This is a genomic window from Burkholderia sp. HAN2018 (assembly GCF_024704855.1).
GTDB classification, from domain to species: Bacteria; Pseudomonadota; Gammaproteobacteria; order Burkholderiales; family Burkholderiaceae; genus Burkholderia; species Burkholderia cepacia.
In genome coordinates, this window is the sequence record NZ_QOBB01000183.1 from 1 (window position 1) to 15,251 (window position 15,251).

Here is a 15,251-nt window from a genome sequence, read left to right on the forward strand (position 1 = left end):
GTCGGCGCCGCGCTTCGGGCCGGCACGGCGCGGCACGGCGCGCGCCGCCGTGTCGTGCACGGGCGGCGCAGCATCCTCCGCGTCGAACGGATCGGCGGAATCGGCAACGGCAGCGGAGGAACGGCGTGGTGACACAGGCATCGGATCGTCTGGGTGCTTCGCAAGGCAAGTACAATAGCGGCTTTCACGTCGTCCGAACGAACGACGCCGGCCAGGCCGCGCATCCCGCCATCATAGCGGCTCGCGCGCCCCATTCATGCGTTTCCGCCCTGTCGGCGGCGCCCGCCGGCCGTTTCGAACCAGCCCGCATGTTCACGCTTTCCGATTTCGATTTCAATCTGCCGCCCGAGCTGATTGCGCAAACCGCGCTGCCCGACCGCACCGCGAGCCGCCTGCTCGAGGTCGACGGCACCGTCGAGCCCGCACGCCTCGCCGACCGCCGCTTCGCCGAGCTGCCGTCGTGCATCGCGCCCGGCGACCTGCTCGTGTTCAACGATACCAAGGTGCTGAAGGCGCGGTTCTTCGGCCAGAAGGCCAGCGGCGGCAAGATCGAGGTGCTGGTCGAGCGCGTGACCGGCACGCACACGGCGCTCGCGCAGATCCGCGCAAGCAAGTCGCCGGGTGCCGGCACGACGCTGCGGCTCGCCGATGCGTTCGACGTGACCGTCGGCGAGCGCGTCGAGCCGTTCTTCACGCTGATCTTCCCCGAGCCGTGCCTCGATCTGATCGAGCAGTACGGCCGCCTGCCGCTGCCGCCCTATATCGAGCACGATCCGGACGCGACCGACGAGACGCGCTACCAGACCGTCTACGCGAGCAATCCGGGGGCAGTCGCCGCACCCACGGCCGGCCTGCACTTCGACCAGCCGATGCTCGACCGGCTCGACGCGATGGGCGTCGAACGCGCGACGCTGACGCTGCACGTCGGTGCCGGCACGTTCCAGCCGGTGCGCGTCGACAACATCGCCGAGCACAAAATGCACAGCGAGTGGTACGACCTGCCGCAGTCGCTCGTCGACAAGATCGCCGCGACCCGCGCGCGCGGCGGCAACGTGATCGCGGTCGGCACGACGTCGATGCGCGCGCTCGAAGCCGCGGCGCGCGCCGCCGACGAAGCGGGCCGCCCGCTCGCGGCGACGCAGGCCGAGACCGACATCTTCATCACGCCGGGCTATCGTTTCCGCGTGGTCGACCGGCTCGTCACGAACTTCCACCTGCCGAAGTCGACGCTGCTGATGCTGGTGTCCGCGTTCGCGGGCGTCGAGACGATCCGGGCCGCGTACCGTCACGCGATCACCGAACGCTACCGCTTCTTCAGCTACGGCGACGCGATGCTGCTCACGCGGCGCGACACGCCGGAGACGCCGCGCGCCTAGCACGACAGGCGCGAAAATGCAGCGGCCCGCGATTGCTCAGCGGCCGTTGCGCCTCGCGCTGCCGCACGCCGCGCGGTTGTCTCCGCGCGGTTGCCCCCGCGGTTGCCCCTTTTCCCGCGGTACGCGCTACGATGGCGCGCACCTGTTTTTCCCCGCCGCCGGCCTGCCGGCGGCGTTTCCAACATGCGCCGGACTGTTCTCCGGTGGCAAGGAGAATAAAGCGATGACCGAAGGTTCATCCCACGATACGCACGATACACACGCCCCCGTGCAGGATCGCCCCGCAAACGGGCTCGAATTCGAATTGCTGACGACCGACGGCCATGCGCGCCGCGGCCGCGTGAAGCTCAATCACGGCGTGGTCGAGACGCCGATCTTCATGCCGGTCGGCACGTACGGCACCGTGAAGGCGATCCAGCCGCGCGAGCTGCACGAGATCAAGGCCCAGATCATTCTCGGCAACACGTTCCACCTGTGGCTGCGCCCGGGCCTCGACACGATCGACGCGCACGGCGGCCTGCACGGCTTCATGGGCTGGAACAAGCCGATCCTGACCGACTCGGGCGGCTTCCAGGTGTTCTCGCTCGGCGACCTGCGCAAGATCACCGAGGACGGCGTCACGTTCGCGTCGCCGATCAACGGCGACAAGCTGTTCCTGTCGCCGGAAGTGTCGATGCAGATCCAGAAGGTGCTGAACTCCGACGTCGTGATGCAGTTCGACGAGTGCACGCCGTACGCGACCAACGGCGTGCCGACCACGCACAAGGAAGCGGCCGACTCGATGCGCATGTCGCTGCGCTGGGCGAAGCGCTCGCTCGACGAATTCAACCGGCTCGGCAACCCGAACGCGCTGTTCGGGATCGTCCAGGGCGGCATGTTCGAGGACCTGCGCGACGAATCGCTCGCGGGCCTCGCGGAACTCGGCTTCCACGGCCTCGCGATCGGCGGGCTGTCGGTCGGCGAGCCGAAGGAAGACATGATGCGCGTGCTGCGCCACGTGGGCCCGAAGCTGCCGGCCAACAAGCCGCACTACCTGATGGGTGTCGGCACGCCGGAGGACCTGGTCGAGGGCGTCGCGAACGGCGTCGACATGTTCGACTGCGTGATGCCGACCCGCAACGCCCGCAACGGCTGGCTCTTCACGCGCTTCGGCGACGTCAAGATCCGCAACGCGACGCACAAGAACTCGCTGAAGCCGCTCGACGCGAGCTGCTCGTGCTACACGTGCCAGAACTTCTCGCGCGGCTACCTGCATCACCTGCACCGCGTCGGCGAGATCCTCGGCGCGCAGCTCAACACGATCCACAACCTGCACTACTACCTGCAGCTGATGAGCGAGATCCGCGACGCGATCGAGACTCACACGTTCGACGCGTTCCGCCAGCGCTTCGCGGAGGATCGCGCGAGAGGCGTCGACTGACGGGCCGGCTGCCCGCGCCGCGGCCCGTCACATAGGACAAGTACTAAATAACGCGTCCCAACTGTCGAATCCGGCCGCCAAACATTACAATTGCCTTTCCAAACGAGTCGCAACGGTACCGGTTCGCGCTTTAACAGCTTGATCCGAAAGCGCATTTGCCGAGCCGTTTGCGCATGGGGCCGGTGGTAGAATAACCGGCTTATTTTTCGATCTTCCCCTACGGAGAGACCAACGTGCCGTTCATTTCCAACGCGTTCGCGCAAGGTGCCGGTGGCGCCGAATCGAGCCTGATGAGCTTCCTGCCGCTCATCCTGATGTTTGCCGTGCTCTACTTCATCATGATCCGTCCGCAGATGAAGCGTCAGAAGGAGCACCGCAACATGCTCGCGGCCATGGCCAAGGGCGACGAAGTCGTCACGAGCGGCGGCCTCGTGGGCAAGGTGACGAAGGTCACCGAAGGCTACATCGGCGTCGAGATCGCCGAAGGCACCGAAATCACCGTGCAGAAGGCCGCGGTCACGACCATTCTGCCGAAGGGCACGATCAAGTCGCTGTAAGCCCTTCACCGAGCGTCCGGCACCCCGCGCCGTGCCCGCCTGAGAGAGCGGGCCGCCGCGGCGCCGGACGCGACGCTTTCACGCCAACCACCCGTTCGGCTCCCTCATGAATCGTTATCCACTCTGGAAATATGTCGTGATGGTCGTGGCGCTCGCCATCGGCCTTCTGTACACATTGCCCAACTTCTTCGGCGAAGCGCCGGCGGTGCAGGTGTCGAGCGGCAAGGCCACGGTCAAGCTCGACTCGACCACGCTGACCCAGGTCGAATCGGCGCTCGCCGCCGCGCAGATCACGCCGGACGACGTCACCTTCGAGAACACGGCGACCAACGCGAACATCCGCGTGCGCCTGAAGGACACCGATACGCAGCTGCGCGTCAAGGACCTGCTGCAGAAGTCGCTGAACGCCGACCCGAACGATCCGCAGTACGTCGTCGCGCTGAACCTGCAGAGCGCGTCGCCGCGCTGGCTGACCGCGCTGCACGCGCTGCCGATGTATCTCGGCCTCGACCTGCGTGGCGGCGTCCACTTCCTGCTCCAGGTCGACATGACGGGCGCGCTCACGAAGAAGCTCGATTCCGACGCGTCCGACGCGCGCACGCTGCTGCGCGACAAGAACATCCGCGACGGCGGCGTGAGCCGCGTCGACCAGTCCGTGGTCGTCAATTTCAGCGATGCGCAGACGGCGGAAGACGCCCGCAAGGTGCTCGCGCTGTCGATCACCGAACTGCAATGGGCGACCCAGCCCGGCGGCGGCGGCACGCAGGTCGTCGGCACGTTTACGCCGGCCGTGCAGAAGTCCGTCGAGGACGCCGCGCTCAAGCAGAACCTGACGACGCTCCACAACCGCGTGAACGAACTCGGCGTATCGGAGCCGATCCTGCAGCAGCAGGGCAGCGACCGTATCGTCGTCGAGCTGCCGGGCGTGCAGGACACCGCGAAGGCGAAGGACATCATCGGCCGCACCGCGACGCTCGAGGCGCGCCTCGCCGACCCGATCAACACGCACCCGAACCCGAACGACCCGGTGCCGCCGGGCGAAGAACTGTTCACGCAGGGCAACCAGGCGCCCGTGCTGCTGAAGAAGGAAGTGATCTTCACGGGCGACCGCATCATCGATGCATCGGCCGGTTTCGACGATCACCAGCGTCCGTCGGTCAACATCCGCCTCGATTCGGCGGGCGGCCGCTCGGTGCGCGCGGTGTCGCGCGAGAACATCGGCAAGCCGATGGCGATGGTGCTGTTCGAGAAGGGCAAGGGCGAGGTGCTGACGGTCGCGACGATCCAGTCTGAGCTCGGCGACCGCTTCCAGATCACGGGCCAGCCGACGCCGCAGGCCGCAGCCGACCTCGCGCTGCTGCTGCGCGCCGGTTCGCTCGCCGCACCGATGGACATCATCGAGGAACGCACGATCGGCCCGAGCCTCGGCGCCGACAACATCAAGATGGGCGTCCACTCGGTGATCTGGGGCTTCTGCGCGATCGCCGTGTTCATGATCGCGTACTACATGCTGTTCGGCGTGATCTCGGTGATCGGCCTGTCGGTGAACCTGCTGCTGCTCGTCGCCGTGCTGTCGCTGATGCAGGCCACGCTGACGCTGCCCGGTATCGCCGCTATCGCGCTCGCCCTCGGTATGGCGATCGACTCGAACGTGCTGATCAACGAGCGCGTGCGTGAAGAACTGCGCGCCGGCCAGCCGCCGCAGCTCGCGATCCAGTCGGGCTACGCGCACGCATGGGCGACGATTCTCGACTCGAACGTCACGACGCTGATCGCCGGCCTCGCGCTGCTCGCGTTCGGCTCGGGCCCGGTTCGCGCGTTCGCGATCGTGCACTGCCTCGGTATCCTGACGTCGATGTTCTCCGCGGTGTTCTTCTCGCGCGGGATCGTCAACCTCTGGTACGGCGGCCGCAAGAAGCTGAAGTCGCTCGCGATCGGCCAGGTGTGGAAGCCGGAAGGCGCCGCTGCCGCCGCACCGTTCGCCGAGGCGGACGATGCGACCGACACCGCGCGTGCCGCGAAGCTCGCCGCGCCCGCGAAGGGCAACGCGCCGCGCACCGGCAAGCCGCAGCTGCGCAACCGCGCGCAGCAAGGCGTGTCGCCGAAGAAACCGGGCTCGACCCAATAAGGCCCCGGAGAAGACCATGGAATTTTTCCGCATCCGTAAAGACATTCCGTTCATGCGGCACGCGCTGGTGTTCAACGTGATCTCGCTGGTCACGTTCCTCGCCGCCGTGTTCTTCCTGTTCCACCGCGGGCTGCACCTGTCCGTCGAATTCACCGGCGGGACGGTGATCGAGGTGCAGTACCAGCAGGCGGCCGAACTCGAACCCGTGCGCGCGACGCTCGGCAAGCTCGGCTACGTCGACGCGCAGGTGCAGAACTTCGGCACGTCGCGCAACGTGCTGATCCGGCTGCAGCTGAAGGAAGGCCTCACGTCCGCTCAGCAGAGCGACCAGGTGATGAGCGCGCTGAAGGCACAGAGCCCGGACGTCACGCTGCAACGCGTCGAATTCGTCGGCCCGCAGGTCGGCCGCGAACTCGCGACCGACGGCCTGCTCGCGCTCGCGTGCGTCGTGATCGGCATCGTGATCTACCTGTCGTTCCGCTTCGAGTGGAAGTACGCGGTGGCTGGCATCATCGCCAACCTGCACGACGTCGTGATCATTCTCGGCTTCTTCGCGTTCTTCCAGTGGGAGTTCTCGCTGGCGGTGCTCGCGGCCATCCTCGCGGTGCTCGGCTACTCGGTCAACGAGTCGGTCGTCATCTTCGACCGGATCCGCGAAACGTTCCGCCGCGAACGCAAGATGACCGTGCAGGAAGTGATCAACCACGCGATCACGACCACGATGTCGCGTACGATCATCACGCACACGTCGACCGAAATGATGGTGCTGTCGATGTTCTTCTTCGGCGGCCCGACGCTGCACTACTTCGCCCTCGCGCTGACGGTCGGCATCATGTTCGGCATCTACTCGTCGGTGTTCGTCGCGGGCTCGCTCGCGATGTGGCTCGGCATCAAGCGCGAAGACCTGATCAAGGAAAAGAAGACCGCGCACGATCCGGACGATCCCAACGCAGGCGCGCAGGTTTAAGCGCCACGCTGCTTCGGCACAGACGAAAAGCCGGCCCGGTTGGGCCGGTTTTTTTTCGCCCGTATGTTCGCCCGTACCGCCGGCGCGGAACGCGCAGCCCGCTCGCCCTGCCTCGTCACTCGCGTCGGCTACAATCGTGACCGTCCCGCCGGCCGTGCGCCGGCGGGACAGCACCTTCGCCCTCCGTTCCAACGTGCGGTCCCGATGATGCCTTCTACGCGTGCCGTTCTTCGCCTTGCCGTTTGCGCAGCCGTCACGGCCGCGTTCCTGCCGTGCGCGTCACCGGTCCGTGCGCAACAACCGGCACCCGCCCCGCCCGCTTCTGCTCCCGCCGCCTCATCCTCGTCATCCGCCTCACCCGCCACCGCCCGGCCGCCTTCGCCCTGCCCGCCCGACTGGGAGCCGCAGATCTGCGAGCTCAAGGCGGCGGTGGAAGTCCTGAAGCGGCAGCACCTGACCGACGTCGACATCGGCGCGCTGCTCGACGCCACGACCCACGCGGGAATCAAGACGCTGCCGTACGCGCGTTTCTTCGATGCGAAGGAGGAGCAGGAGCGGCGCGAAGACGAACGGCGCGCGCGCGACGGCACGCCCGGCATCGGCATCGTCTTCGAGACGCGGCCCGACGGGCTGCACATCGTCGACGTGATTCCCGACGCGCCCGCGGAACAGGCCGGCGTGCGCCCCGACGATCTCGTCGTCGCGATGAACGATACGAGCGTCGTCGGCATCGATGCCGCCGACCTGACCAAACTCGCCAAGGGCGACGCGGGTGTGCCGCTGAAGCTCACGGTACAGCGCGGCCCGTCGCACGCGATGCTGAGCTTCGCGCCCGTGCGGACGATCCTCAAGCCGCACCCTGCGACCGCGAAACGGCTCGCCGGCGACATCCTGTACACGCGGCTGTCGAGCTTTCCGGAACCCGCGGTCGGCGCCTACATCGACGCGGTGCAGGCCGCACGCCGCGCGGGGCCGCCCGTGAAAGGCGTGATCCTGGACCTGCGCATCAACGGCGGCGGCGCGCTCAATGCGGCGATCGGCATCACCGCGCTGTACGCGGGCCGCGATCGCACCGCGATGGTGACGGTCGAGCGCGGCGACGCCAACCGGCGCCGCTACACGACCAACTGGCCCGATTACGCGTTGCCGGTCATGCACGGACAGGATCCGCTCGCGCCGTTGCAGGCCGACGACTGGTGGCGCACCGTGCCGCTCGTCGTGCTCGTCGACGGACAGAGCGCGTCGGCCGCCGAAGCGACCGCGGCGGCGCTGAAGGATCTCGGCCGCGCGAAGCTGCTCGGCATGCCGACCTACGGAAAGGGGCTCGCGCAGACGGGCGTCGACCTGATCGACGGTACGCGCCTGAATTTCACGTTCGCGCGCAACCTGCGGCCGAACGGCTGCCCGATGGATGGCTACGGCGTCGTACCGGACTGGCTGGTGCCGCCGCGCCGCGACTCGGACGTCGACGGCGTGCTGCTGTGGTACCGCGAAGCCGATCTCCCGCGCGCGCCGTATGCGGACCGGCTGGCGCCCGACCCGTTCGCGAAGGTGCGCAAGGAGCGGCAGAAGCTGCGCGAGCAGCGTGCGCTTGCAAAGATCGACTCGGCGAAGAGCGCGGCGCTGCCGCAGCGCGAGTTCGGCACGGCCTCCGACTGGCAGCTCGGGCAGGCCCTTGCCGCGCTCGCGGGGCGCCCCGTGCGAACCATCGACGCCAAGCCGCAACTGATGCCCGCGCAGCCCGTGTGCGAGCGCGCCGGCAACTGACGCGCGCCGCCTGCCCCGTTACCGGAAGCCGAACCGCCGGCGCAGCACGACCAGCGCCGCGAGGCTCAGCACGGCCGCGAACATCAGGTAGAAGCTCGGCGCCGTCTTCATCCCGGTCGCCTTGATCAGCCACGCGATGATGAACGGCCCGAAGCCGCCGAAGATCGTCACCGCGACGTTATAGGCGAGCGACATCCCGGTCGTGCGCGTCTGCACCGGGAACACTTCGGACAACAAACCCGGCAGCGCCGCGAAGTAGCCCGTCATCAGGAATGCGAGCAGCACCTGCAGGGCGATCAGCGTGCCGAAGCCCGGATGGGCGACCAGGTACGCGAATGCCGGATAGATCAGCACGAGGATGCCGATCGCCGGCGCGATCATCACGCGCACGCGGCCGTAAGTGTCCGACCAGTGGCCGACGAGCGGTGCGAACACCATCTGGATCACGCCGACGACGAGGATCGCCGCGAACGCGGCCGACGGCGCGAGGCCGAGCTGCTTCACGCCGTAGGTCGGCATGAACAGCACGAGATAGGTCGCGACGGTGCCGAGCACGACCACGCCCATCGCGGCGACGAGACGCGCCTTGTGCGACGCGAACGTGTCGCGCAGCGGGTTCGCGGTGCCTTCCGCCGCGAGGAATTCGGGCGTCTCGTCGACCTTCGTGCGGATGTAGTACGCGACCGGCCCGAGCAGCAGGCCGAAGAAGAACGGCACGCGCCAGCCCCACGACGCCATCTGCTCGGCCGAGAGCTGCGCGTTCAGCACGGTGCCGAAGCCGGCGGCGAGCAGCGTCGTGAGCCCCTGGCTCGCGACCTGCCAGCTCGCGAAGAAGCCGCGCCGGCCCGGCACGTGTTCGGCGAGGAACGCGGTCGCGCTGCCGAATTCGCCGCCGGCCGAGAAGCCCTGCATCAGCCTCGCGGCGACGAGGATCACCGGCGCCGCGACGCCGATCGCCCCGTAGGTCGGCAGCACCGCGATGATCAGCGTGCCGGCCATCATCAGCAGGATCGACAGCGTGAGCGCGGCCTTGCGGCCCGCGCGGTCGGCGTACGCGCCGAGCACGATCGCGCCGAGCGGGCGCATGAAGAACGACACGCCGAACGTGCCGAGCGTGAGCAGCAGCGACACGGTGTCGTTGCCGGCCGGGAAGAACAGCTTCGAGATCGTCACCGCGAAAAAACCGTAGACGACGAGATCGAACCACTCGAGCGCATTGCCGATCGACGCGGCGACCACCGCGCGCCACACGCGCGGCGACGAGGCAATGGGACGGGACTGCGTGACGGCATGCATCGGCGATCTCCTTGTCGTTGTACGTTCTGTTCGAGGCGGCCGCGGCCACGCGCGCGCCGTCGGCGCTGCCCGGGCGCCGCGAGCGGCGCTCGGGCGATTATAGGCGCGCAAAAAAACCGCCGCGCCCGTGGAACGGGAACGCGGCGGTTGGCGCGCGACGGGCCGGCGCGGCGGCCGGCCCGGCTGGCGGTATTACTGCTGCTTGACGGCTTCGGCCGTGATCAGCAGCTTCGTCTTCATCTTGAAGCCGTACTGCTTGCCGTAGTCGAGGCCGAAATCGTCGCGGCTGAATTCGCCGACCGCGTCGACGCCGCACACTTCACGCTTGAGCATCGGATGCGGCATGCACTTGAACGAGTCGATCTTCAGCGTCAACGGCTTCGTGACGCCATGCAGCGTCAGGTTGCCGACCACCGACACCGGCTTGTCACCGTCGAACTTGATCGTGCCCTTGTAGTTCGCCTGCGGGAACTTCGCGACGTCGAAGAATTCGTTCGTCTGCAGGTGCTCGTCGAGCTTCGCGCTGCCGGTGTGGATCGACGCGATGTCGGTCGTCACGTCGACCGTACCCGTCTTCGCCGCGCGATCGAGCGTCACGGTGCCGCTCGACTTGTCGAACTTGCCGCGCCAGACCGACAGGCCGCCGAAGTGGTCGGCCTCGAAGCTCGGGTACGTGTGGGACGGATCGAACTGGTAGGTTGCGCTGTCGGCGAATGCCGAGAACGACAGCGTGGCAGCCAGTGCGCCCGCGGCGATCATCAGATGCTTTTTCAACTCTTTCTCCTTGGAACGGCGCCGCGCCCTCGCGCGGCATTCGGGTGATGCGATGGTTCGCCGCTTACTTCGTGGCGACGAGATGGAACTTGATCTGCACTTCGTCCGCGACGACCGACGTGTCCTTCCATTCGCCGGTGCCGACGTTGAAGGCCGAACGCTTGATCGGCAGCACGCCGTCGAACGTCTGCGTCGCGCCGTTCTGCGTGACCGTGACGGGCACCGTGACGGTTTCGGCCTTGCCCTTGATCGTCAGCTTGCCGGTCACGTTGTACTTGTTGCCGCCGGCCGGTGCGATCGCCGACGACACGAACGTCGCCTGCGGGAAAGCCTTCGCGTCGAACCAGTCCTTGCCGGCGACCTGGTCGTTGTACATCTTGTCGCCGAGGTCATAGCTCGCGACGTCGATCGTCATCTGGGCGCTGCCCTGCGCGGCCTTCGCCGGATCGAACTTCACCTGCGCGGAAAACTTCTTGAACGCGCCTTCGGTCGGCACGTTCATCTGCTTCGACACGGCAGACACCTTGCTCTTCGCGAGATCGACATCGGCGTGCGCCGCGCCCGACGCGACAAGTGACACCGCGGCGAGCGCGGTCAGCATGGAGCGGGAGAAAGACACTTTCATGGGATCCTTCATTTGGCAAAGGGAAGCATCCGCGACAGCAGGCCGTCGCGGTCCAACAACTGGTGCTTGAGCGCCGCGAGCACGTGCATCGCGACGAGTGAAAGCAGAATGTAATTCAAGGACACGTGGAGCGCCTTGAAGGTTTCCTTCAGCACCGGATCGGGGTCGATCAGCCGCGGCAGCGGCACGATGCCCAGGTAGACGACCGGGATGTTCGAAGCCGAGCTGTACAGGTAGCCCGTCACGGGGATCACGATCATCAGCACGTACAGCAGCATGTGCACGCCGTGCGATACCGCGCGCTGCCACGCCGGCGTATCGGCCGGCAGCGGCGGCGGCACGTGGGTCGCCCGCCACAGCACGCGGATGACGGCCAGCGCGAACACCGTCACGCCGATCCACTTGTGCCACGAGAAGTACTTCAGCTTGGTCGGCGTGAAGCCGGGGATATCGGTCATCACCCAGCCGAGCGCGAAGCCGCAGATGATCAGCAGCGCGATCAGCCAGTGCAGCGCGATCGCGGTATGCGCATAACGTGCCGGCACGGCCGGCGGCGATTTCGATACCATCCTGGATTCCTCAGTTCAGCGAACAGCCGCGCCGGCCATTCGTCCGACGCTTGTCAAGGGCGCCATGCTACCGCAACCTTTTGACGCGCGCGGACTCTGAGGACAGGCATGTCAGCCGGCCGACAGCTTCCCGTCATGTTACCGGCCGGTCACAAACCGCACGATCCTTGACACGCCGAAAAGGCCCTTTTGGTAAGATTGGCGCGGGTTCCGGCCCCGTCGACGCGTGTCCCCGGCCGTCGCACAACTGCCTTTTCCATGCAACGATACGACCTGATTGCCTGTCACGAGTGCGACGCACTGTTGCACAAACCGCGCCTGAGCGGCCGCGAAATCGCGCGTTGCCCGCGCTGCGACGCGCTGCTTTATCGCAACAGCGCGGCGCAGATCGAGCGGATCTGCGCGCTCGCGCTCGCGGCACTGATCACGTTCACGATTGCCCAGGCGTTCCCGATCCTCGAAATGGACGTGAACGGCAACCGCGTGCAGACCACGCTGATCGGCGCGATCGACTCGCTGTGGCGCCAGGACATGGCGATCGTCGGCGTGATGGTGTTCTGCTCGACCGTGCTGTTCCCGCTCGTCGAGATGGCCGCGCTGCTGTACCTGCTGCTGCCGATCCGCCGCGGGGTCGTGCCGCCCGGTTTCAACCTCGTGCTGCGCGCGATCGAGATGGTGCGGCCGTGGGGGATGATCGAGGTATTCATGCTCGGAATCCTCGTCACGATCGTCAAGATGGTGAGCCTCGCGCGCGTCGTGCCGGAAGCCGCGCTGTTCGCGTTCGCCGCGCTCACGCTGATGATCGCCGTGGTGCTGATGTTCGATCCGCGCACGCTGTGGGACATCGTCGACGACCTGCGCGCCGGGCGCTCGCCCGGGCAGCCCGACGCACCCCCGTTGCCGGAAGCCGCCCGCCGATGACGATCCCGACCGCCGCCCGCGAGGGCTACGTCAGCTGCCACACGTGCGGGCTCGTGCAGACGCTCGACCATCCGCACGCGCATTGCGCGCGCTGCGGCAGCGCGCTCCATTTCCGCACGCCGAACAGCCTGATGCGCACGTGGGCGCTGCTGCTCGCGGCCGCGATCCTGTACATTCCGGCGAACCTGCTGCCGATCATGCGCACCGCGTCGATCGTCGGCTCGCAGGAAGACACGATCATGAGCGGCGTCATCTATTTCTGGGTGTCGGGCGACTGGCCGCTCGCCGTCGTCGTGTTCGTCGCGAGCATCCTCGTGCCGATGCTCAAGCTCGGCGTATTGCTGATCCTCGTGATCAGCGCGCAGCGCCGCACCGCATGGCGGCCGCAGCAGCGCACGCGGCTGTTCCGGATCGTCGAGCGCATCGGCCGCTGGTCGATGCTCGACATCTTCGTCGTGACGCTGACCGTCGCGCTCGTCCATTTCCGTTCGCTCGCCGTCATCACGGCCGGCCCCGGCGCACTCGCGTTCGGTTCCGTCGTGATCCTGACGATGCTCGCGTCGATGCAGTTCGATCCCCGCCTGATCTGGGATCCAGTCGAAACCTCAGGGAATCACCATGAATAGTCCACAAGGCCCGCAGCACGACGCGCCCCGGCCGCCCGATCCGACGATCTCGACGAAAAGCGGCTGGCTGCCGTCGCTCGTCTGGCTCGTGCCGCTGATCGCCGCGCTGATCGGCATCGGCCTCGTGATCAAGTCCGTGCGCGAACGCGGCCCGGAAATCACGATCAGCTTCCACAGCGCCGAAGGGCTCGAGCCCGGCAAGACCCAGGTCAAGTACAAGGACGTCGAGATCGGCATGGTCAAGACGATCAAGCTGTCGAAAGACCTGTCGCGCGTGCTCGTCCAGGTGCAGCTCAAGAAGGAAGCCGAGGACTTCGCGGTCAAGGGCTCGCGCTTCTGGATCGTGCGGCCGCGCGTCGGCGCGACCGGCGTGTCAGGGCTCGGCACGCTGCTGTCGGGCGCGTACATCGGCGTCGACGCCGGCCGCGGCCAGGACACGCTGACCGATTTCACGGGCCTCGAGACACCACCGGCCGTCACGGGCGACCAGAAAGGCACGCAGTACGTGCTGCGCGGCGATTCGCTCGGCTCGGTCGACATCGGCTCGCCGGTCTACTACCGCCGCGTGCAGGTCGGCCAGGTGGTCGGCTTCTCGCTCGACAAGGACGGCACGGGCGTCACGTTCAACGTGTTCGTCAATGCGCCGTACGACCAGTACGTCGGCATCAACTCGCGCTGGTGGCAGGCGAGCGGCGTCGACCTGCGGCTCGATTCGAGCGGCCTGAAGCTGAACACGCAGTCGCTCGCGACGGTGATCCTCGGCGGCATCGCGTTCCAGACGCCGCCGAACCAGGGCTCCGGCACGACCGCGCCGAACAACACCACGTTCCGCCTCGCGTCCGACGAGGGCGACGCGATGCGCGACCCGGACGGCCAGCCGCTGCAGGTCGTGATGAACTTCAACCAGTCGCTGCGCGGGCTCGCCGTCGGCGCGACGGTCGACTTCCGCGGCATCGTGCTCGGCGAAGTGACGAACATCGGCATCGACTTCGATCCGAAGACGAAGAACTTCCTGATGCCGGTGACGATGAACATCTATCCGGAACGCCTCGGCCGGCGCTTCCGCGAAACGATCGAGAGCAAGGGAGAACCGGCCCGCCGCGAGATCGTCGAGCGGCTCGTCCAGCACGGGCTGCGCGGCCAGCTGCGCACCGGCAACCTGCTGACAAGCCAGCTGTACGTCGCGCTCGACTTCTTCCCGAAGGCACCGGCCGTGAAGATCGACACGGCCCGCCAGCCGCTCGAGCTGCCGACCGTGCCGAACACGCTCGACGAGCTGCAGCTGCAGGTCGCCGACATCGCGAAGAAGCTCGACAAGGTGCCGTTCGACCAGATCGGCGCGAACCTGAACAGCGCGCTCGCGAACGCCGACAAGCTGTTCAAGCAGCTCGACACGCAGGTCGCGCCGGAAGCGCGCGACACGCTGTCGGCCGCGAAGCAGACCTTCTCGACCGCCGAAGCGACGCTGCAGCAGGATTCGCCGCTGCAGTCCGACGTGCGCGGCGCGCTGAAGGAACTCACGCGCACGCTGCAATCGCTGAACGCGCTCGCCGACTACCTCGAGCGTCACCCCGAATCACTGCTCAAGGGCAAGCCAGGAGATCAACCATGACGACACGCGTGAACGGTTTCGCGAGCGGCGCGGCGGCGGTTGCCGCCGCCCTCGCGCTCGCCGCGTGCAGCTCGCCGCCCGCGCGGTTCTACACGCTCAGCCCGGCCGACGCCGCGGCGCCGCTGCGCACCGCGCCGGCCAACCCGGCGTTCCTGATCGAGGTGCCGTCCGTCGGCGTGCCCGAGCAGGTCGCGAAGAACCAGCTCGTCGTGCAGAAGAACGCCGCGCAGGTCGACGTGCTCGAGCAGGAACGCTGGGCGTCGCCGCCCGCCGACGAGATCCGCCGCGCGCTGTCGGACGATCTCGCCGCGCGGCTCGGCACGATCGACGTCGCGAATTCCGCCTATCCGCCCGGCGTGCCCGTGTATCGCATCAGCGTGAACGTGCAGCGCTTCGAGTCATGGCCGGGCAAACGCGCGGCGGTCGATGCGGTGTGGAGCGTGCGCTCGCTCGCCACGCAGGCCGTGATGACCTGCCGCACGAGCGTCGCCGAACCGGTCGCCGACGGCTACGACGCACTCGTCGCCGGCCACCGGCGCGCGCTCGACGTGATCGCCACGCAAGCCGCGGCCGGCGTGCGTGCCATGGCCGCGCGCCGTGGCGCATCGGCTGC

Annotated in this window: 14 protein-coding genes; 10 read left to right on the forward strand and 4 right to left on the reverse strand. The window is 67.4% G+C overall.

The window, feature by feature from the left end; genetic code table 11:
* Positions 1-308 precede the first annotated feature (308 nt).
* The 6 genes from queA to DPV74_RS31240 all read left to right on the forward strand — a co-directional run bounded on the left by queA (position 309) and on the right by DPV74_RS31240 (position 8,215).
* Positions 309-1,376, forward strand: a complete 1,068-nt coding sequence (queA, locus tag DPV74_RS31215) for a tRNA preQ1(34) S-adenosylmethionine ribosyltransferase-isomerase QueA (RefSeq protein ID WP_119338583.1) — start codon at positions 309-311, stop codon at positions 1,374-1,376.
* 223 nt (positions 1,377-1,599) lie between these two features.
* Positions 1,600-2,796 carry a tRNA guanosine(34) transglycosylase Tgt gene (tgt, locus tag DPV74_RS31220; protein WP_027788335.1) on the forward strand — a complete coding sequence of 399 codons (1,197 nt, stop codon included), beginning with the start codon at positions 1,600-1,602 and terminating at the stop codon, positions 2,794-2,796.
* Positions 2,797-3,029: 233 nt separating this feature from the next.
* Positions 3,030-3,353 (forward strand): preprotein translocase subunit YajC, encoded by a 324-nt coding sequence (yajC, locus tag DPV74_RS31225; protein ID WP_006476868.1) that lies wholly within the window; start codon positions 3,030-3,032, stop codon positions 3,351-3,353.
* Positions 3,354-3,459: 106 nt separating this feature from the next.
* Entirely contained in the window at positions 3,460-5,481 is a 2,022-nt protein-coding gene (gene secD / locus DPV74_RS31230) for a protein translocase subunit SecD (protein WP_021163786.1), read from the forward strand.
* Positions 5,482-5,497: 16 nt separating this feature from the next.
* On the forward strand, positions 5,498-6,448 hold the full coding sequence (secF, locus tag DPV74_RS31235) for a protein translocase subunit SecF (RefSeq protein WP_027788337.1): 951 nt from the start codon (positions 5,498-5,500) through the stop codon (positions 6,446-6,448).
* Between the two features lie 204 nt (positions 6,449-6,652).
* Complete coding sequence (locus DPV74_RS31240; protein WP_185734111.1) at positions 6,653-8,215, forward strand: S41 family peptidase; 1,563 nt, start codon at positions 6,653-6,655, stop codon at positions 8,213-8,215.
* Between the two features lie 18 nt (positions 8,216-8,233).
* Here DPV74_RS31240 and DPV74_RS31245 read toward each other — a convergent pair whose 3' ends face one another.
* The 4 genes from DPV74_RS31245 to DPV74_RS31260 form a co-directional block, all read right to left on the reverse strand.
* Positions 8,234-9,511 (reverse strand): MFS transporter, encoded by a 1,278-nt coding sequence (locus tag DPV74_RS31245; RefSeq protein WP_027788339.1) that lies wholly within the window; start codon positions 9,509-9,511, stop codon positions 8,234-8,236.
* A gap of 192 nt (positions 9,512-9,703) precedes the next feature.
* Positions 9,704-10,285, reverse strand: coding sequence for a YceI family protein (locus tag DPV74_RS31250; RefSeq protein ID WP_027788340.1), 582 nt, complete (start codon positions 10,283-10,285; stop codon positions 9,704-9,706).
* Between the two features lie 64 nt (positions 10,286-10,349).
* A complete protein-coding gene (locus tag DPV74_RS31255) occupies positions 10,350-10,910 on the reverse strand; it encodes a YceI family protein (RefSeq protein ID WP_027788341.1) in 561 nt (186 codons plus the stop codon).
* An 8-nt stretch (positions 10,911-10,918) separates the two neighbouring features.
* Positions 10,919-11,479 (reverse strand): cytochrome b, encoded by a 561-nt coding sequence (locus DPV74_RS31260; RefSeq protein ID WP_119338584.1) that lies wholly within the window; start codon positions 11,477-11,479, stop codon positions 10,919-10,921.
* A gap of 258 nt (positions 11,480-11,737) precedes the next feature.
* Between DPV74_RS31260 and DPV74_RS31265 the strand changes: the two genes are divergently transcribed.
* The 4 genes from DPV74_RS31265 to DPV74_RS31280 all read left to right on the forward strand — a co-directional run.
* On the forward strand, positions 11,738-12,400 hold the full coding sequence (locus DPV74_RS31265) for a paraquat-inducible protein A (RefSeq protein ID WP_027788343.1): 663 nt from the start codon (positions 11,738-11,740) through the stop codon (positions 12,398-12,400).
* Positions 12,397-13,026: a paraquat-inducible protein A gene (locus tag DPV74_RS31270; protein ID WP_021156371.1), complete on the forward strand. Its 630-nt coding sequence runs from the start codon at positions 12,397-12,399 to the stop codon at positions 13,024-13,026. Before DPV74_RS31265 ends, DPV74_RS31270 begins: the two co-directional genes overlap by 4 nt.
* Positions 13,019-14,638, forward strand: coding sequence for an intermembrane transport protein PqiB (locus tag DPV74_RS31275; protein ID WP_027788344.1), 1,620 nt, complete (start codon positions 13,019-13,021; stop codon positions 14,636-14,638). The genes DPV74_RS31270 and DPV74_RS31275 overlap by 8 nt, the downstream gene beginning before the upstream one ends.
* The coding region (locus DPV74_RS31280; RefSeq protein ID WP_162923184.1) for a membrane integrity-associated transporter subunit PqiC at positions 14,635-15,251 on the forward strand (617 nt) is incomplete at its 3' end. The genes DPV74_RS31275 and DPV74_RS31280, both read left to right, overlap by 4 nt.

Excerpts from the sequence above, each read along its gene's own strand:
- secF (WP_027788337.1), top strand. The coding sequence starts at position 5,498 with ATGGAATTTTTCCGCATCCGTAAAGACATTCCGTTCATGCGGCACGCG.
- tgt (WP_027788335.1), top strand. The coding sequence starts at position 1,600 with ATGACCGAAGGTTCATCCCACGATACGCACGATACACACGCCCCCGTG.
- queA (WP_119338583.1), top strand. The coding sequence starts at position 309 with ATGTTCACGCTTTCCGATTTCGATTTCAATCTGCCGCCCGAGCTGATT.
- DPV74_RS31240 (WP_185734111.1), top strand. The coding sequence starts at position 6,653 with ATGATGCCTTCTACGCGTGCCGTTCTTCGCCTTGCCGTTTGCGCAGCC.
- DPV74_RS31265 (WP_027788343.1), top strand. The coding sequence starts at position 11,738 with ATGCAACGATACGACCTGATTGCCTGTCACGAGTGCGACGCACTGTTG.
- secD (WP_021163786.1), top strand. The coding sequence starts at position 3,460 with ATGAATCGTTATCCACTCTGGAAATATGTCGTGATGGTCGTGGCGCTC.
- DPV74_RS31255 (WP_027788341.1), bottom strand. The coding sequence starts at position 10,910 with ATGAAAGTGTCTTTCTCCCGCTCCATGCTGACCGCGCTCGCCGCGGTG.
- DPV74_RS31270 (WP_021156371.1), top strand. The coding sequence starts at position 12,397 with ATGACGATCCCGACCGCCGCCCGCGAGGGCTACGTCAGCTGCCACACG.
- DPV74_RS31245 (WP_027788339.1), bottom strand. The coding sequence starts at position 9,511 with ATGCATGCCGTCACGCAGTCCCGTCCCATTGCCTCGTCGCCGCGCGTG.
- DPV74_RS31260 (WP_119338584.1), bottom strand. The coding sequence starts at position 11,479 with ATGGTATCGAAATCGCCGCCGGCCGTGCCGGCACGTTATGCGCATACC.
- DPV74_RS31275 (WP_027788344.1), top strand. The coding sequence starts at position 13,019 with ATGAATAGTCCACAAGGCCCGCAGCACGACGCGCCCCGGCCGCCCGAT.